Genomic DNA, 18544 nt, shown 5'->3' with positions numbered 1-18544 from the left:
GTTATCAATCATTCACATTATTACGTGATTAAAACATTTTTATCTTGCTACTAAATCTAAATCAAGATGTTCAGGAAAAAGAATTGGATTTGGACAAACGCGCATGGAATAAGTTCGAATTTCGGGGTTTTCTGTTTCTAATTCAACGGCGTAAATGTAATATTTATATACGGGATCTTTTTCAACACATGTTAAAAGTACATCCTTTCTTTCATATTGACCTCTGTTATTATCTGTACTTTCAAGAACAAGAGATATTTCAAGCCAATTTTCTGGAAAAGGAGAACGTAATTCTAATTGTAAAGTAACAATTTCTCCTATTATAACGGTATCCGAAGGTTTCAGTTCTACGCGTGTAATTTCTACTTCTTTCCATTGTTCACGCAATAATTGAACATTTTTAATATGATTTTTTAGTGATTCAATTTGGCCTTCCGAATGAATAGACCAGTTTTCATGGAATTCAGCAGCGGGTAAATATGTTTGTAAAATATAATCATGCAGCATGCGGTGTGCGCTAAACTTTGGAGTTAATACGGAAATGGATTTCTTCATTTTATCAATCCATTCATTTGGGGTTTTCGCGCTATAATAAAGTGGAATAATTTCATGTTCTAAAATGTCATAGAGGCTATTGGCATCGCGCTCATCGCGGATATTTTCATCATAGATATTTTCACGTCCCCCAATGGACCAACCTAAATCTGGGGAATATCCTTCATCCCACCAGCCATCAAGTATGGAAAAATTTAATCCGCCATTAAGGGCAACCTTCATGCCACTTGTTCCTGATGCTTCTAAAGGACGAATAGGCGTATTGAGCCAGACATCTATGCCACGCACCAGTTTTTGAGCAATGTGCATGTCGTAATTTTCAAGAAAAACAATGCGGCTATTTAAATTTTCAGATTGAATAGATTGCACAACTTTTTGAATAATTTCTTTACCTAAATTATCTGCGGGATGCGCTTTACCAGAAATAATGAGTTGCACAGGACGTTCTGAATTAAGCATGATTTTTTTTAAGCGTTCTATATTTTTGAAAATCAAATGTCCTCGTTTGTAGCTTGCAAATCTTCTGGCAAAACCTATTGTTAAATATTCTGCATCTAAATTAGATTTAGGAATGGAAGATATCAATCGACTTTTACGTGTAATATGAGCATTCCATAACTCAGAATTAGGAATATTTTCGACCCTTTTCCAAATATGAGGATCATTTAATTTGGCGTCCCATCCTTTACCTAAATAAAAATCAAATAACTCAACAAGCTCGTTGCAAAGCCATGTCCGTGTGTGGACGCCATTGGTAATCCCTTTTATTGGAATTTCATTTTCGAGGAGGCGCGGCCACAGAGGTTGCCATATTTTTTTAGAAACTTTTTTATGCAGTTGGCTAACACCATTGCGATGCCCGCTGGTTCTTAAAGCAAAAACGGGCATAGAAAATTCGGAATGATTATCAGGGGAGCGTCCTAAATTGTAAAATTCATTTTCTGGAATTCCATAAATATATTCGATGTTACCTAAAAATTTTGAAAGCATTTGAATAGGAAAGGCATCATTTCCTGCAGGAACAGGTGTGTGAACGGTAAAAACTTGTGTTCCCTTAGTGGCTATTAAAGCTTCTTGCCAATACAGCCCTTTTTTGACGAATTGACTCATTCTTTCTAATGTTAAAAAAGCGGAATGTCCTTCATTTAAATGATAAACAGCGGGGGAAATTCCAAGTTTTTGTAATGCTTTAATGCCGCCTATTCCTAAAATAATTTCTTGTTGAATACGTTGTTCTTGTCCTCCAGAATAAAGTCTGGAAGTGATTCTTTGGAATTCAGGGCTATTTTCTGAAATATTTGTATCTAATAAATAAAGAGGAATTTTTCCTACATTTAATTTCCATATTTGTGAAAATACTTTTTTATCACAAATATTAACATCAATAAGTACAGGTTTATTTGTTAATTTATCAGTTACAAGTTGCATCGGAAGATAAAAGGGGTCGTTTAAATCATAATTTTCATTTTGCCATCCATCTCGAGTTAAACTTTGCCTGAAATAGCCTTCAAAATAAAATAATCCGACACCTACAAGTGGCAAACCAAGGTCGCTGGCTGTTTTTAAATGATCGCCTGATAATATTCCTAGACCACCAGAATAAAGTAAAATACTTTCGTGTAGTCCAAATTCCATGGAAAAATAGGCAATAGTATTTTCAGATTTATATTCTGGTACTTTAGTAATTCCATTTTCAAGATAATTTTTAAATTCTAAGTTGACTTCATTTAAGTGTTCTAGAAATCCATTATCTTCTTTTAAGTAATCCCAAGTTGAAGAAGGTAATGTATTCAATAACTTGAGTGGGCATGGACCACTTGCTTCATATTCTTGTGGATTGATTCTTCGGAATAAATTAATGGCATTGCTATTCCAAGACCACCAGACATTGCGTGCAAGATCCCACAAGGGTTCTAAATTTTTGGGTAATGAGGAACGAATATGAAGTTGAATAGTACGCATTTTACTCCCCTAATTTTTTTGCAAATAAATATTGACTTGTAATTTTGGGAAATGCAACTTTCTTAGTTCAATTGATATGATATAAAAATGCGAGATAACCATAGCTGTGTTGAAGGATTCATCATTTCAGAATTTTTCCAATCGGATATGGTTACAAGAATAGATTTCGCAATATTGAGGAATGAAGCGTCTTTTTTTAGTCTCTCGTTTGTAGCAAAAACAATTAAATCTTGCAGTATTTGTGCAGAGTATTCCTTCGCAAGTTTTTCTGAAATTTCAATTGCTGTTTTTAATGAATGTGAATTTATGGTTTTGGTTTGTTTCTCGTGTAAGGAGTTATTTATATATGACAGCGAAGTATGAAAAGAATCAATTTGTGCTTTTATAAGGTTAAAATCTGATAAAGAAACAGTATCTAAAATGCTTGTTTGTTTTATTTCATCAAAATGTATAAAAACTTTTTGGCATCGGCTCGCGATAGTTGGTAATACCAAATTTAAATTTCGTGTGGTTAAAATAAAAATAGATTTGGCATGGGGCTCTTCCAAGGCCTTGAGAAGAGCATTTGCCGAATTGGCATTCATTCTTTCACAGTTTTCAATAAAAAATAATCTGCGTTTTGCTTCAGAGGGTTGATACAGAACTAAGTCTTTTATTTTTTCTAAATCCTCAATACGTAAAATTTTACGATGTCTGTCTGCAATGAAAATATCGTGATGCTGTGCTGCCATTTCAAATACAGACACATCATTATTTTGATAAAGCGCAATACCACAAATTTCTTTAATTAAGGTATAAAACTGAGCAGGGGGAAATTCCGCATTTTCAAATTGCTTAGAAACAAGCAAAAGTGCGTGATGTTTATAATCATTTATTTTTGTGATGAACTCTTGGAATGAATTCATAATGTAATTCCTAATGTATTAAAAATAGCAGTTTTAATTTCTAAATAAATTTCTTCAATAGTTCCGTTTGCGTTAATTAAAACTCTTTTTGGAATATTGCCATTTGGATAAGGCATTTGTTTGTTAAAAATTTCAAGATAACAGTCTTTTATTTTGAAATGAATGTTACTTTGAGCGGTATCAAGGCGGTCATTTTCTCTCTTTTTTTCATTTTTAATGCGTTCTATTGCTCTTTGGGGATCGGCGATAAAAACAAATGTTAAATCTGGCATAATATTCTCCAAAATAATTTGTGAGATATTATCCACTGTTTTTTTATCTATTTTTCCCAACATACTTTGGTACACATAGGTGCTGTCAAGAAAGCGATCACAAAGAACGAAATTGCCTTTGTCAAGATCTGGTTGGATGACCTTCTTAATGTGTTGTGCACGAGCTGCCGAAACGAGCAAAAGTTCTGTGAGCGGTAAGGGAGCGTCATGATGCGCGTTGACTTGTTTGAATAAGGCTCGGATGTCTTCTGCAAACGGTGTTCCCCCAGGCTCGCGCGTGAGGGTGCAGGCTATGCCTTGATGTTTTAAGGCTTTGCAAAGAAGTTCCAATTGCGTACTTTTTCCAACACCTTCGCCACCTTCAAATACTATAAACGCCATTTGTCTTCCCTGGTTTGTGCAGTTTTTGCCGATAGGGCATCCCCTATGCTTAGCTAGCATAGAATAGAGCCGAAAGGGAAAGAAGATGGAAAGTGAATTTTCTAGGAGGCTTTATATGGAACAGCTCGATCTCGATTTGACCGGTGTTTCCGCTTATGCCGATTCTTCCTACGTCCGCGATCGGGAGCTCTGGAGAGGTTTTTTAAGTTACGCTCTGCCCGTGGTTATGGCTTTTGATGCGGAAAACTTAGAGCAGGACATAGCCGATTCTGTCGTTTATTCATTTGAAGAGCTGACGGCAAAAGGGGGCAAAAGAATCTCTCAATATGAGAATTTACGTTGTATTTCTACAATGTTGGCAAGAGAAATTGGGGTGCCTCCTGAGTTTGCTTTGGCTTCTTTTTTTGAAGGTGAAGTGCCTACGAAATTATATAAAATTAAATATAAACCAGTTAAAAGAGCAGTGAAATCTTCGCACGAAGATAAGATGATTGGCGGCTGGCTTGCTGATTTAGCAAAAGTACAAGACGATAAAAAATTTATCAAGGCAGTGGAGAAATGGAAATCATGGCTAAGTGATAAGCCTTTGTCAAAAGTAGGATGATTTTGATATGTTATAAATACAGCAAATTTTAATTTTCTCTATGTTTTACAGGTTTTAGATTCATAATCTGAGAAATAAAAAAAAGCCTTGTTATTTTGTAACAAGGCTTTTTTCATTCTCAGATTTCTCTAAAAACTTGGCTTTTGTGCTGATTATTAATAGCGAGGAGGACGACGATCGCCACCACGGTTTCCGCCGCCGTTAAATCCACCACGATTGTTGCGTGGCTCTGGAGGGCGTGCAGGGTTAACAACCATAGGACGATTGTTTAGCTCACTTCCATTAAACATTTCGATTGCTTTATCAGCATCTTCTTTTGACTCCATTTCGACAAAACAAAAACCTTTAAAACGGCCAGTTTCGCGATCCATTACAGCGCGAACAGAAGCTACTTTGCCAGCTTTTTCAAAAAGGCTTGCGATATCATTCTCTGTTGCTGAAAAAGGCAAATTGCCTACGTATAACTTGGTACCCACAGGATCTCCAGTTGAATTGTACACGTGCCGATCAAACACAAAAGCCCCATGCCACGCGTTGTATCGAACAGTAAAACTTTGAGACATCGGTGACATTGAAACTTTCAAAACTCACGGAGTATTCTCAACTTTCAGTGTTTCATGGAACGTGTCTACTTGCAAGAGAAAAATGTTGCCCAGGAAAAATTCAGTGTAAATAATTACTTAATAGACCTGAAAAGTGACTTCGAAGCCGTAGCCCCAGCCATATCTTGAGTCATTTTGGACTATTGTGTATCGGCCATAGGGTTCAATTAAAATCAGACCTTTAAATATCGGAAATCCTAGGCCTAATTGAAATTGGGAAAAGGGGATGAATTCTGAGCCTGAAATATCATCAACATACGAGACAATGGGCGCATTCACTTTAAAATTTGTGGTGCGGTAATCGTATCCAAAACCGTAGCTGAGACTGGGCACTACAATCCAGTCAAACACAACACCCACTTCAGCTAAGTATCTGAAATCTCTCTCTTCTATCCGAATGGCTTGGGGCATGTCGGGCTGTAACCAAGAGTAATTCATACGTATTCCTGGTCTTAACCAAAAACTCTGAAATAAATTGTAGTATCCGTAGGCGACAATTTCTGGTGCCATTTGTGTAAATGTGGATTCACCATAAGATTGCACACTATAGAAGGCCATTCCGCCTCCCACAGCAACATGAAAATGTTTATCATCTGAAAAAGCAGATTTATGATTTTGCAGGATAAAACAAAAGAAAATGAGGAAAATGAGTTTGATTTTTTTCATGGGCAACCCGCTACTCTTAAGTCAGTTGGAAACCTGTAGTACCAAAGTTATCCTCTAGTTGTTTACAAATTTGTGTTCGAGTGGCTCCTAATGGAATTTGTTTCAGAAAAGAATTAAAAAAAGTTCCTAATATTCTGCCGTTATAGGTTGAGTTGTTGCTATCCCCTGGGCTGGGTCTACAAAAATCCGTAAATTTAATGGTAGAAGGGTCGGGCAAATTGCCTGAATTTAACATTCCTGCTTTGGTTGCTTGCAAAGCCGTGGTGATCATTGTCATGAATGCACCCCGTCCTGTGGTTCCCGTTAAAGAGTTTTGAACATAAGTAGGGCTCGTGTTGTTGGCTTGAGCATTAAATAAGGCATTAGCAAATAACGTCCCAATACAATAAAAGCTTTGGGTGCAAGGGTTGCCACTGTTGGAATCGGCATCGGCTTTTCCACCGGAAATGTCGTCGTATTTAAATGTAATTGCTGAAAAGTTTCTTTGGCTAGGGATGTTTTCAATATTGATGCTGTTTTGTAAGACATTGGTGCTGCCTGTTAAAGTATAGCTGTGCATGTCGGCAAAGCCTTCATTGAGCCCCCGGATGGCGTATTCAAGATTAAGGCGGTCGCAGTCTGGAGCTTGCCCTCCATCAAATGCCAGTTCCCAAATGGAATGGCCAAATTCATGGGCAACAACTTGTAAATTAGCTGCTAAAGGAACATTTTCAAGGGTAGAGCGTTGATACATAATAAATTGATGGGCACCAGGAGCATAAGCGGCATTTAATTTAGTGGAAGCTTCAATGGTGCTACCATCGTTAACAAGTTCAATTTTAGGTTCAAAAAAAATGTTAATTTTACCATATTTCTGTTTGATTGTATCCATGCTATATCCTGTCATTGTTTGAATATTATTTGCTATGGTATCAAGCTGGTAATATGAGAAAAGCATTGCCATAGTGGAATAATCTTTGGGAACCACGACTCCATTTATTACTTTATATCTTAAATTTAAACTTTTTGATTGTGAAAAACTTTTTGCAGATACAAGAGAGCCAGAAACATAATTTGCGGTTAACACACCACCAAAAATAAATTTAAAATAATTTCCATCCAGTTGGTCCAAATTTTGTAACCATGTGAAAGTTCCAGTTTGGAAATTATATGTCGGAGCATCTGAGTAATTTTGTGATGGCTGCATACTATTCATTTGTATAACATGTGCTGAATATGGGGGACCTGGGGCTGTTACTTTTTTTGAACATCCTTCAAGCAAAATAAATACGAAAATAAAAAACGTTATTTTAAAAAAATCTTTCTTAATATACAAAATCGTATTCTCCTTCAAATTAAAAACTTTTATATTTAAAATAACACTTGCCATCCCAGCCATGGGCCAGAAACAATGTCATTAAAATTCCAAATTCCCGCGCTTAAATTAGATTCATTTCCAGTTTTATAATTTACAAGAATTCTAAAGAAATAAGGAATTGAATTTTCAGTTGAATTCAAATTTAATGAAATCTGTTGAGTGGGATTATCAAAGATGAGATTGAAATAAGGTGAATATAGACCTTGTGCCTCAATTCCAAAATCATCCGTGAAAAAAATTTGGTATCCTAAACCTAAAGCAAAGGTATCAAGTGCAATTTTATAATATTTGATATCAGTGGGATCTCCTGTTTGCCAATTAAATTTTAATGCGGTGGTATGAAATGTTAAGATATTTTTATCATTAAAAAAATAAGAAGTGTTGGTTGTCAAATTCAAAAGCCAAACCGATATTTATGGATTGTTATTGTGCGAAGAAAGATTAAAGTAACCACCATATCCTGTAATAACAGAGCTTATTTTCTTATTAGAAAAAAATCGATATCTTGCTTTTAAAAAGAGATAGGGTTGGAATGTGACAGAAGTCAATAAGGAACTTGCTGCATTTGTGCCAATGGTAAAATTATCTGTCACTCCATAGTCAAGACCTAGTAAAGGAATATCTAAGGTAATGCGATTTTCAGGTAACATACCGGTATCAAAATATCCTGCAAAAAAACTGAGTGGTGTCGAAGGTGGTGTTGATTGTTCTACGGAACTTCCACCTCGTTGTGCAAACGCTTGTGAAGAGAACAGATAAATAAATAAACAAAAGAGTTTAAATTGTTTCAAAAGTGATCTACCTTTATTATGTGTATTTATATTAAATAATTCTTTTTTGGCAAAGGGAGTTTATTTTCATGTTGAAAAAAATCGTATGTTTTTCAGTGTTTATTTTTGCGTCATTTTCGGCAACCTCATGTTTAACGGTGGGTTCTCAGTTTCCCAGCTCAGTGAGCTGGATAAAAACGGACACTACTACAAGAGTTGAGGTTGAAAAAGCCTTTGGACCACCTTTTAGAATGGGCTATGATTCTGGATTAAAAACATACTCTTATGGTTATTACAAATATTCTGTTTTTTCGGAAAGTCAGACGAAAGATTTAACTATTCGTTTTAATAACAATGATACAGTAAATAGTTATACATTTAGCAGTTCTTTTCCTGATGATAAAAAATCTTAATAAAATATATAACTTATTAAAATAATTACTTTTTAAATTGCTGCAACAATTTGTTTCACCTTATTTTCTTGTATTCACTTTTCAAAATTCCTATTCAAGAAATTACTATGTTTATTAAATAAAATAAACGTATGAATTATTTCATTTATTGTATAGGAAAATTATAAAGTGAAAATAAATAATATTATAAAAACAGCAGCTCTTATTTCTTTTGGAATTTCAGCTAATTATAGTTATGCCTGCTCTTCTTGTGGATCTAGCGCCACTTCTCCACTTGTATTAAATCCCAATGAAAATTTTAAAATGTATTTTGGTTTATCACAAAATTCAAATTATATGAATTATGGAATTCCAGGGGGCTCAAAGACAACACGACACGTCAATAAAATGATCACATCGCGAAGATCATTTATTTTAGCCGCAGGATATCGTACTACAGAAAATTCATTTGTTACTTTAACTGGTACCTTTTTACAAAATCAAGGACCAGCTGATCTCAGCACTCCTGCAGAAGGAACTAAAGTAAAATATTTGTATGGCGATCCCATTCTTGCGGGAAGATACAATTTATTAAATATGGGGATGGATAATATTTATCGTCCACAAATTCAATTATTAGGAAGTTATAAACCGAGTGTTGCAAAAAATATGGTTGATAAAGACGGTGGTGCTGTAGATACGGTAGGAAATGGTTTTCACCAAGTCACAAGTGGTGTTGATTTTTGGTGGGGCATGCCTGCTATTCAATTCGGCGTAGCTCAAATGATCACCTATTCTTTTGATAGAACTCCAAATAATAATTTTGCACCTGACGAAGTTCAATATAAAAGAACTCGTGATTTGCAATATACGACGATATTAACAGTAGGTCATGCTTTTAAAGATTTAAGATTTTCTTTACAAGCAGGTGTGATTTTAGATCACATTAGCAAAGAAAAAATATACTTAAAAAATGTAAATACCGATGAAACCAGTGAAAAAATATTAGGCCCAGCTCAGTCTAATTCTGTGTTTGCGAATGCTAAATTTAATGTAACAGATCAAGACACTCTTCGTTTTTCCTATACTCTAGGCGGTGCTTATGATGGAAATTTAGGTGCTTTTACAAATTCAAAGCAGACCACATCAGACACAGCAGCTGTTTCATATGAAAGAACATTCTTTTAATTATGATAAATGTGCTTATAAAAATTATAAACAAAATATTGTTTCTTTTGTTTATTCTTTACCCTTTTTCTGTTTATGCAGATTGTAAAATCGTAAATCTGCAGGAGTTCGAAAAATTAGTTGAAGAAAAAAGTCCTGTCACTTTAATTTTCTTTTCAACTTGGTGTTCGGACTGCATAGAAAGTTTAAAGGCTACGAAAAAAGATGAGTCATTAAATAAGAACTATATTATAGTCAGTACTTTTAATTCTGATTTCAAATCTGCGAATAAGGTTTTGGCTGATTTCGGCATAGACGGTTTGTGTATTTTAGATAAAAATTCAGAGATTGCAAAAAAATATGGCATAAAATCCGTTCCTCATAAAATATCAATATCAAAATAGATTTCTTTTTCTTTTTTCAATATGCTCCTTCGATTTATAAATTTCTTATTCTTTGTTGGGGTATATTATGAAATTAGTTGATATTAATACTCAAAAATTTTTTATTGGTATTGAAATGCGGACAAATAATAAAATTGAAGCGTCAGAAAATGGAAATATACTAAAAGTTTGGGAAAAATTTTTTAAAGACAATCTTTCTGAAAAAATAAATAATAAATTATCAGAAAATATATATGCCATATACTCTGATTATGAAAGTGATCACAATGGTAATTATAACTTTTTCTTAGGGTATGAAGTTCCTGAATCAAAACCCGAAGACCATTTTGAAAATCTTATTTTTAAAAAATTACAACTTGGAAAATATGCTGTGGTTTCAACTTCACAAGGAAGTATGCCCGACATTATAATTGCCGCTTGGTATAAAATTTGGAATATGACCCCTGATGATTTAGGGGGACAAAGAGCTTTTAAAACAGATTTCGAAGTGTATGGAGAAAGTGCAAGGGATCCTAAAAACTCTATTATTGATATTTATTTGGGATTAAAAAACTAAATGCCTCACTTATTCATAAAAAAGTTTGAAAACAGAGTATAGATTTTTAATATATTTATAAAATTATGAATCTTTAGAAGCAAAAGACGTATTTAAATCGTTAGCAAAAGATTCATTATGATTTATATATGTCGTTTCTTTTCCTTTATTATTTTCATCTCTTAAAATATCTTCTATTGATGCTTCTTGTTCGGTGTCATTTCTAAAACAAAATTGTACAACTTGAACGCGATTTTTATCAATATGTGTTAGGTTATTTATAACAATATATTCCAGTCCACTAGGGTAAGAAATATATCAAGTTTATTTTCAACAACGCGGATACTTGAGGTATTCCATGTTTCTCAAAAACAGGGGAAGCTACGGTAAAGGGAAGGGGTTGTTGTGAAAGTTTGTGAAATGGGGCAATCGGGTACCAGAAATTTTTCATTTTAGGGTCAGAAATAATGTCCATATTTTCTCCATTTTTTTTTAGTATTAAAAAAATAATAACTTGAGCCATTTTAAAATATGAATAATTTTATAGAAAGCGATAAGACTTATTATCATAACTTCGAGTGTCAAATATTTTTGTGTGAATTCTATTTTAAATTTGCTATCATAATCACTTTTAAATAGTGCTATAATTCGTATTGAAAGATGTTGATTCGAGCATACATTTTAAGAAAGGCTTAGGTGGTCATGATTTTTCAATTAAAAGAATTTTTCATACTCAGCATTTTTTTATTAACAAGTATAAATGCTTTTGCAATTGAAAAAGTTATAAACTATATTATGCCCGATGAAACAAATAAACCATTTTCTATAAAAAATGATAAGGAGAGAGGAATTATAACTGAAATTGTCGATAAATCTTTTAAAGAATTAGGGTATCAAATTAATTATATTTCAATTCCACAAATAAGATTGATTTATGAAACTGAAAAATATCAACAAAATAAAAGCGACGCTATCCGTTCCTTTGTTATGTACAGCTCTCCCGTATGGCAATCAAAAGACAAGCCCTTCTATTATTCAAAACCCTTATTTAAAATGAAATATGCCTTGGTTTGTAGTGCAAAAAAATTTACGCATTATAATGACATTTCGAGTCTCTATGGAAAATCAATTGTTCTTATTAAAGGATTTCAATATCCAGAGCTTAATGATTATATTAATAATCAAAAAATTCATGCTGTTTCTGTTAATTCAGGACTGCAAGCATTAAATATGATTCATGCTAAATATCGTGATGAAGCTTGTTTTATTGAATTTCATACGAGAGTTAAATTTTTAATAAAAGAACATAATTTAAATAAAAATGACTATGTCTTTTTTGATTTTTCAAATGTAATAAAACCAGTTCCCATTCATTTGGTCTTATCAGATGATTTTTCAAAGGAAGATTTAGAACATTTAAATAAGATAATAAATTCTTCTATAAAAGATAAAGTTTATGAAAATATAATTAAAAAATATGAATAATTTTTTTGAAATGAATTAAAATACGGTGCCATCGCTTTCTATTTTTAAAGGGGGGCTACCGTCTTTACGGAGCATGGTAGCAATTCTTCTTCCTGCCCACCAAGTTCCTCCTTCTAAGACGCGTGCAAGTGGAAATTCACTGGTTTTTTTGCCTAATAGCTCTGTAACTTTTTTGCCAATTTCATCAAGTAATGCAATTGTTAATGCTCTCCACTCCACAACTAAAGGAGATCCTGGTAAGTGGAATTTCTCTAATTCACTTTTATTTTTTAAGGTAATGAGCTCTGTATCCAGCATGAGACCACCATTTCGATATTCTGCTAATCCTGTTAATTTATCAATTTGTGAAATAGTAAATCCTGCTTCCATGAGTGGTTCAAATAGAGAATAAGAAAGCCACTGTGAAAGTTTGTGAAAAGGAACTAATGAGTCAATTCCTTCTCCAAATGCTTGATAAGACCAAACATCTCCTAAATTAATTTGATTAATTGCGGATCGGCCAGGCCAAATGGAGCCCAATCCTTCTTGAATGGTCCGCAAAATTTGTGTTGCCGTAATATTACCCATAGGATATTTTTCTAAAAGATAGTCGAGCATATTTCCAATTCTTGGATTTTCAACTCCAAATATGTCACTATTTTTTAATAATGTTCCTCCTAAGCTTTGTAACAGTTTTAGTCGACCTTCAAGTCCAATTAAAATATTTTTATCTGAAAGTTGTAATCCTTCTGCTAATTCATCGAGAGTCAATGATTTTAATTTTTCAGCATGGACTTGGTAAGGATTCTCTTTTTCTGACGAAAATAATCCTGATAAAAACATTCTTAAACTTGCAATAGCTAAGCCTTCAGATCGTGAATATTCTTTGCCCGTATTTTTTTCAAGGTAATGCCAGAGATTTCCTGCTCCTGCATCGAGTAAAACGCTTAAAACAACTAAATCTAATTTTGACTTTGTTCTTTGATTGACTGTAAATCTTGTAAGAACAGCTTTGAGCTCACTGAGTCTATCAAAATTTCCAACATTAAAGTGATTCCATCGGGAATGAAAAGGAATATTTAAATTGGGATAGTTTTCTAAGGTAACAGAACAGACAAATTTCGAAACCTCATCTAATTTGTCGGGATGAATAATGAAATGCGTTTCTCCAGATAGAGCTAAATTATAAATTTCAAGAGCTTTTTTTCTTATTGTGAGAGGTGAAAATATATGTTCAACGTCGTGAATGTCACCACTAAAATTATTTGTAAATTCACTCATCGAGTTTGCGCCCTTTCACTTTTTTGAGTTCAGACACATTTTTCGTTTTTCCTTCGGTAAAGTAACCAGCTGCTTTTTTTGCTTCCATTTCAACTTGGGCATCCGGTGGAATCAATTCATCGGGAATGGAAACTCTTCTCACCACTTCAATTCCGCTTTGTACAATGGCGTTGTATTTCATGTCGCTCATGGAGACGAGATTATCAATACGTTGCACGCCAAGCCAATGTAACACATCGGGCATAAGTTGCTGGAAGCGCATGTCTTGCACACCGGCTACACATTCCGTTCTATGAAAATAGGTTGCGGCGCTATCACCGCCTTCTTGTCTTTTGCGTGCATTATAAACTAAAAACTTTGTGACTTCACCTAGAGCGCGGCCTTCTTTTCTGAAATAAACAATGACTCCTGAACCCCCTTCTTGAGCAGTACGGATAGACTCTTCAATGCCGTGGGTTAAATAAGGACGACAAGTGCAAATGTCTGAGCCAAATACATCGGATCCGTTGCATTCGTCGTGAATGCGTACGGTGAGTTTTTTTGAGGTGTCGGCAATGTTTTGCACATCTCCAAAAATATAAACGGTGGTGCTGCCAATGGGAGGAAGTAACAATTTTAAATCGCGCCGGGTAATTAATTCTGGAAACATGCCTCCCGTTTGATCAAATAAAACTCTTCTTAAATCTCCTTCAGAAACCTGAAAGCGTGCGGCAATGCCAGGCAAATACCAAACGGGATCGATAGCCGCTTTGGTGACGACAACGTCTCTATTTTTTGTGATAACTTTTTCATCAATATGCAGTCGCCCTAGCTCAATAGCTTCTAATATTTCGGGCATTTTTATGTGTGCTGCTGTAATCGCTATGGTCGGTCTGATATCATAACCTTTTTCATAAAAACTTTGAAATACTTCCCCAACCTTTGCGCCCCAGGGATCGAGACTGACAATTTTTTCGGGGTCTTCCCAAGAGGGGTAGGGTCCAATATTTACTACGGGAGATGTGTTGGTTAAATCGGGTTTATGTTCCATTGTTAAGGCGCCTGAAGCGTTTGCTAACGCGCGATAAACCGTATAACTTCCGCTGTGTGTGCCAATGGCATTGCGGTGCTCTCTTGTTGTTAATGAAGCCACAACAGGACCTCTTAGCAAAGGATCGGATTCTCCCCAATTTAAGGGAGCGGCATATTTAAAAATACTGGCAGGATGTGAAGTTAATAAGACGTGACTTGTGTTTGCCATGTTATTCCCCTACTTGTTTAAGACATCCAATTTTGATTTGTGATTTGCGTCCATTTTGTTGTTACTTTTTTACGATTACTCCAAAATTCAATCCCGCCATTTCCTGTGATGTCACCGTGACCAAATTTAGACTGATTAATACCCCCAAATGAAAAGGGCTCTCTGGGTACGGGAATACCAACATTAATGCCAATCATTCCTGATTTTGCTTTTAAAGTAACATATTCGGCCACATCTCCGCGTGTAGTAAAAACAGATGCCGCATTGCCATAAGGATTTTCATTTTCAATTTTCATAGCATGATCTAAATTTTTGCAACGGACAATTGATAAAATGGGTCCAAAAAGCTCTTCGGTAGCTGCAAAACTATTTTCATTTACATTATCTAAAATTGTTGGGTTAAGCCAATTTCCTTGGGACAATTCATCGGGAACTTTAACGTAACGACCATCTACAGATAATTTTGCACCTTCATGAACCGATTTTTCAATGGCACTTTGAAGTCTTTCTAAGGATTGTTTCGTTATAACAGCACCAATATCTTTTCCAGCTTGAAATTTTTGTGCTTTTGTTACGATGTCTTCAATAATATGATCGCAATCTCCCACAGCCAATAAGACACTTGCGGCCATGCAACGTTGTCCCGCGCATCCTGAAAAAGATGCTAATATGCCATCGGACGCTAATTCTAATTGAGCATCGGGCATTAAAATAATATGATTTTTAGCACCTCCTAAAGTTAAGGCGCGTTTTCCTTGTGCTGTCGCACGGGTGTATACAGATTTCGCTGCTGGTGTCGAACCTACAAAGGCTACGGCTTGAATGTCAGGGTGATCACAAATACTTTCAACCGTGATCTTGTCACCTTGAATTACATTTAAAATGCCATCAGGAAGACCGCATTCTTTAAATCCATTGCAGATTAAAAGTGAGGTCATCGGCGTTTTTTCCGAGGGTTTCCAAATAAAACTATTTCCGACCATCAATGCGATGGGGAGCATCCAAAGGGGAACCATAGCGGGGAAATTACTCGGCGTAATTCCTGCTACAACACCGAGGGGCTCTCTGCGAAATTCACAATGAATTCCTTTTGATACAAGCATTTTTGTCATAGTGTCGTGATTTTGCATGCTCGCGGCAAATTCTAAAATTTCAATGCCTTTCATGAGGCCGTCGCGGGCTTCTTGGGGGAGCTTGCCACATTCGTTGCTTATGGTTTGGGAAAGTGAATTGCTGTTGTCCTGAAGCCATTTTTGAAATTTTGCCATGATTTGTGCGCGTTCGCGTAGGCTTTGCTGTCCCCAGTCGAGTTGTGCTTGTTTCGCTATTTTTACAGCGTTTTCAATTGTTTTTGGATAACTTCTATATGTGTTTGCAATAGCTTTTCCTGTAAAAGGACAAAGTACGGAACCCATCTTTTCATCGGGAGAAGTCCATTTTCCTCCAATAAAATTAAAGCATTCTATTATCTTTTCGCTTGAGCTTAAGTAGGACATAAATGTTTATCCTTTGGCCTTGGCTTTATGATTCAAAAAGAGTATGCAGACTATCCCTAGACTATTGGTGAGAATATAGTGTATGTCAATTTTCCGGTGTGGTAAATCACACCTGCTCAGAAAAAGGCGAATTCAGACATTTGATGTTTTAATTTGCATCCCATAAAGTCATACCAACGTTATTTTGGTATTAGTGTTGTGTAGGAGAATAAAATACGATGCCGCCTAAAATACCTTCTCAACCACAAGAGCTGACTCGTGCGGAAATTAGTCAACTCAAAGCTTTGCTTTCAAAATTACGTGATGAGCTTTATGCAAAGGAAGTTGCACGTAAAACAGAGGGAGCTTACGAAATCAGCCGTGATGATATATCTGATGAAACAGATTTAGCATCCGTGGAAACAGATCAAGAAGTGAATATGAAACTCGCGGAAGCAGATAGAGCCAAAATTGCTCTTATTGAAAAAGCCTTAAGAAAAATTGATGCCAATGATGGAACTTATGGATTGTGTGAAGGCACAGGCGATCCTATTGGGTTTAAGCGTTTGCAAATTCAACCTTGGGCTCTTTATTCATTGCGCCATCAAGAAGATCTTGAAAGGGGAAAAAGAGCAAATTAATATAGAAACATATTGATGAATCAAATCACTCCGTTTTACATAAGGAGTGATTTTTTTATTAAATAAATTTAACTAGACGGCCAGTTTATTTGGTGTTATTCCTAAAAATGATTTGTCCCACAATGATATTGAAGGAGTTACACATGTCAAGTGTCTTAAGTAAAATGCTATCTTTAAGTTATTTGCTATGCGCCCCCCTGTCGGTGGCTATTTCTCAATCGGTTCATGCGGCAGAAGTGCCTGCGGGTGTGAAACTTTCTTCAAAACAAATATTAAATAGAGGAAATGGTGCCGAAGTCCCCACCCTTGATCCCCAAAAAGTGGAAGACGTGCCTGGTTATAGTGTGGCATCAGATATCTATGAAAGTCTTGTGCGCGATGACATTAATGGAAAAATTGTACCTTCAGGTGCGACCCATTGGTCTGTCAGTAAAGATGGATTAACATATACTTTTCATCTTAGAAAAAATGCAAAGTGGTCTAATGGACAAAATGTTACGGCTCATGACTATGTCTATGGCCTGCAACGTCTTGTCGATCCCAAAACAGCTTCCACTTATGCCTTTATTGCAAGCGATATTTTAAATGCCGATCTTGTGAATCAAGGAAAGCAGCCTGTTACTTCTTTAGGAGTGAATGCGCTTGATAATTATACATTACAAGTAAAGCTAAATAAGCCCACTCCTTATATTTTAGAAACTCTTGCTATGAGAAATGCGGCTCCCGCAAATAAACAAGCAATAGAAAAATTTGGAGATAAATCTTATCAACCAGGGAATATTGTCACAAATGGTCCTTATCTTGTGAAATCATGGAAAGTCGGTGATAAAATAACACTTCTTAAAAATCCAAATTATTGGGATGCGGCTAAAACTGTTATTGAAGAAGTAAACTATTATCCCACACAAAATCTAAATTCGGAAGAACAAATGTATCAAGCAGGTCAGCTAGATATGACTTATGAAATAGCAATGGATCAATTTGAAAAATTAAAAAATAAATTAGGATCGGAAGTTCGAAGTAATCCTTATCTTTCAAGTTATTTTTTTAGTATAAATATGCAAAAAGAACCCTTTAAAGATAACCCTAAATTACGTCAAGCTCTATCCATGGTTATTGATCGCGATATCATAACGAAACAAGTGACACGTAGAGGAGAAATAAGCTCCTATGATATTGTTGCTTATGGTGCAAAAAATTATCGTCCTTTTAAATATGATTGGGCAGATAAAAAATATGAAGAAAAGGTAAATAAAGCAAAGAAATTATATGAAGAAGCAGGTTATTCTACTTCAAAACCTTTAAATGTAACAATATTATATAATACAAATGAAAATAGTAAAAAACTTGTTCTGACAATCGCATCAATGTGGAAAAAAGCATTGGGAGTGAATGTCTTAGTTGAAAATCAAGAATGGAAAGTATTTTTAAAATCAAGACAACAAGGTGAATATCAAATTGCTTGGGATCGGTGGATTGCAGATTATAATGATGTGAATTCCTTTTCCGATTTAATGCGTTCTGACAGTGCCATGAACAATGCAAAGTATAAAAACACAAAATTTGATGAACTTTTAATGAAAGCATCTACTGAATTAAACTTGAAAAAAAGGCAAAAAATTCTTGAACAAGCAAATGCACTTGCTTTAAATGATTATCCTATTATTCCGCTATACTCTGCTGTAACAACTCATTTGGTGAAAGAATATGTGGGGGGGTACACTGGAAAGAATCCTTTGGATCATACGAATAGCTTCGATCTCTATATTGTAGATCATAAATAAAAGTCATTTTTTAATTTTTTCATCATTAAAAAGTAACAAAAAATTGACTCCCATTTTTAAAATAGTTGTTAAGATAATGATGAGGGA

General features: G+C 35.0%; 19 protein-coding genes. 8 read left to right on the top strand and 11 right to left on the bottom strand.

Translation table 11 applies throughout. The annotated features are described in order from the left end of the window. Positions 1-39: 39 nt before the first annotated feature. From glgP to tmk, 3 genes are all read right to left on the bottom strand, one after another. On the bottom strand, positions 40-2517 hold the full coding sequence (glgP, locus tag AXG55_RS08665) for an alpha-glucan family phosphorylase (protein WP_148697728.1): 2478 nt from the start codon (positions 2515-2517) through the stop codon (positions 40-42). A gap of 62 nt (positions 2518-2579) precedes the next feature. After that, the gene (locus AXG55_RS08660; RefSeq protein WP_148697727.1) at positions 2580-3422 is read right to left on the bottom strand and encodes a hypothetical protein; all 843 of its coding nucleotides are present in this window, start codon (positions 3420-3422) and stop codon (positions 2580-2582) included. After that, positions 3419-4075 (bottom strand): dTMP kinase, encoded by a 657-nt coding sequence (tmk, locus tag AXG55_RS08655; protein WP_233231096.1) that lies wholly within the window; start codon positions 4073-4075, stop codon positions 3419-3421. Before tmk ends, AXG55_RS08660 begins: the two co-directional genes overlap by 4 nt. A 115-nt stretch (positions 4076-4190) precedes the next feature. Here tmk and AXG55_RS08650 point away from each other — a divergent pair, with 115 nt between their 5' ends. Continuing rightward, positions 4191-4679 carry a hypothetical protein gene (locus tag AXG55_RS08650; RefSeq protein ID WP_148697725.1) on the top strand — a complete coding sequence of 163 codons (489 nt, stop codon included), beginning with the start codon at positions 4191-4193 and terminating at the stop codon, positions 4677-4679. 155 nt (positions 4680-4834) lie between these two features. On the opposite strand, the gene AXG55_RS08645 is transcribed toward AXG55_RS08650, so the two are convergent. The 5 genes from AXG55_RS08645 to AXG55_RS08625 all read right to left on the bottom strand — a co-directional run bounded on the left by AXG55_RS08645 (position 4835) and on the right by AXG55_RS08625 (position 8095). Next, a complete protein-coding gene (locus AXG55_RS08645) occupies positions 4835-5194 on the bottom strand; it encodes an RNA recognition motif domain-containing protein (RefSeq protein ID WP_233231095.1) in 360 nt (119 codons plus the stop codon). Between the two features lie 165 nt (positions 5195-5359). Then, positions 5360-5947, bottom strand: coding sequence for a hypothetical protein (locus tag AXG55_RS08640; RefSeq protein WP_148697724.1), 588 nt, complete (start codon positions 5945-5947; stop codon positions 5360-5362). Between the two features lie 16 nt (positions 5948-5963). Continuing rightward, complete coding sequence (locus AXG55_RS08635; RefSeq protein WP_148697723.1) at positions 5964-7262, bottom strand: hypothetical protein; 1299 nt, start codon at positions 7260-7262, stop codon at positions 5964-5966. A gap of 35 nt (positions 7263-7297) precedes the next feature. After that, a complete protein-coding gene (locus tag AXG55_RS08630) occupies positions 7298-7702 on the bottom strand; it encodes a hypothetical protein (RefSeq protein WP_148697722.1) in 405 nt (134 codons plus the stop codon). A 15-nt stretch (positions 7703-7717) separates the two neighbouring features. Beyond that, positions 7718-8095: a hypothetical protein gene (locus AXG55_RS08625; RefSeq protein WP_148697721.1), complete on the bottom strand. Its 378-nt coding sequence runs from the start codon at positions 8093-8095 to the stop codon at positions 7718-7720. 68 nt (positions 8096-8163) lie between these two features. Here AXG55_RS08625 and AXG55_RS08620 point away from each other — a divergent pair, with 68 nt between their 5' ends. The 5 genes from AXG55_RS08620 to AXG55_RS08600 all read left to right on the top strand — a co-directional run bounded on the left by AXG55_RS08620 (position 8164) and on the right by AXG55_RS08600 (position 12057). Continuing rightward, entirely contained in the window at positions 8164-8487 is a 324-nt protein-coding gene (locus AXG55_RS08620) for a hypothetical protein (protein ID WP_148697720.1), read from the top strand. Positions 8488-8655: 168 nt separating this feature from the next. Further along, positions 8656-9654: a hypothetical protein gene (locus AXG55_RS08615; RefSeq protein WP_148697719.1), complete on the top strand. Its 999-nt coding sequence runs from the start codon at positions 8656-8658 to the stop codon at positions 9652-9654. Positions 9655-9656: 2 nt separating this feature from the next. Further along, positions 9657-10037 (top strand): TlpA family protein disulfide reductase, encoded by a 381-nt coding sequence (locus AXG55_RS08610; protein WP_148697718.1) that lies wholly within the window; start codon positions 9657-9659, stop codon positions 10035-10037. Positions 10038-10104: 67 nt separating this feature from the next. Then, complete coding sequence (locus AXG55_RS08605; protein ID WP_148697717.1) at positions 10105-10593, top strand: GyrI-like domain-containing protein; 489 nt, start codon at positions 10105-10107, stop codon at positions 10591-10593. Between the two features lie 681 nt (positions 10594-11274). Further along, a complete protein-coding gene (locus AXG55_RS08600; protein ID WP_148697716.1) occupies positions 11275-12057 on the top strand; it encodes a substrate-binding periplasmic protein in 783 nt (260 codons plus the stop codon). A 15-nt stretch (positions 12058-12072) separates the two neighbouring features. Here AXG55_RS08600 and AXG55_RS08595 read toward each other — a convergent pair whose 3' ends face one another. From AXG55_RS08595 to mmsA, 3 genes are read right to left on the bottom strand one after another with little or no spacing between them, the layout of a single operon-like run. Next, on the bottom strand, positions 12073-13317 hold the full coding sequence (locus AXG55_RS08595) for a DUF1688 family protein (RefSeq protein ID WP_148697715.1): 1245 nt from the start codon (positions 13315-13317) through the stop codon (positions 12073-12075). After that, on the bottom strand, positions 13310-14557 hold the full coding sequence (locus tag AXG55_RS08590; RefSeq protein ID WP_148697714.1) for a GTP cyclohydrolase II: 1248 nt from the start codon (positions 14555-14557) through the stop codon (positions 13310-13312). The genes AXG55_RS08595 and AXG55_RS08590 overlap by 8 nt, the downstream gene beginning before the upstream one ends. Before the next feature lie 17 nt (positions 14558-14574). Beyond that, positions 14575-16053 (bottom strand): CoA-acylating methylmalonate-semialdehyde dehydrogenase, encoded by a 1479-nt coding sequence (mmsA, locus tag AXG55_RS08585; protein ID WP_148697713.1) that lies wholly within the window; start codon positions 16051-16053, stop codon positions 14575-14577. Positions 16054-16271: 218 nt separating this feature from the next. Here mmsA and AXG55_RS08580 point away from each other — a divergent pair, with 218 nt between their 5' ends. Next, positions 16272-16673 (top strand): TraR/DksA family transcriptional regulator, encoded by a 402-nt coding sequence (locus AXG55_RS08580; RefSeq protein ID WP_148697712.1) that lies wholly within the window; start codon positions 16272-16274, stop codon positions 16671-16673. 143 nt (positions 16674-16816) lie between these two features. Further along, on the top strand, positions 16817-18457 hold the full coding sequence (locus tag AXG55_RS08575; protein ID WP_233231094.1) for a peptide ABC transporter substrate-binding protein: 1641 nt from the start codon (positions 16817-16819) through the stop codon (positions 18455-18457). Positions 18458-18544: the final 87 nt, after the last annotated feature.

The organism is Silvanigrella aquatica (assembly GCF_001907975.1).
In the GTDB taxonomy this organism is placed as follows: Bacteria; Bdellovibrionota_B; Oligoflexia; order Silvanigrellales; family Silvanigrellaceae; genus Silvanigrella; species Silvanigrella aquatica.
The sequence above is the reverse complement of the archived record's forward strand: the minus strand, read 5'-3'. Positions and strand labels throughout refer to the sequence as shown.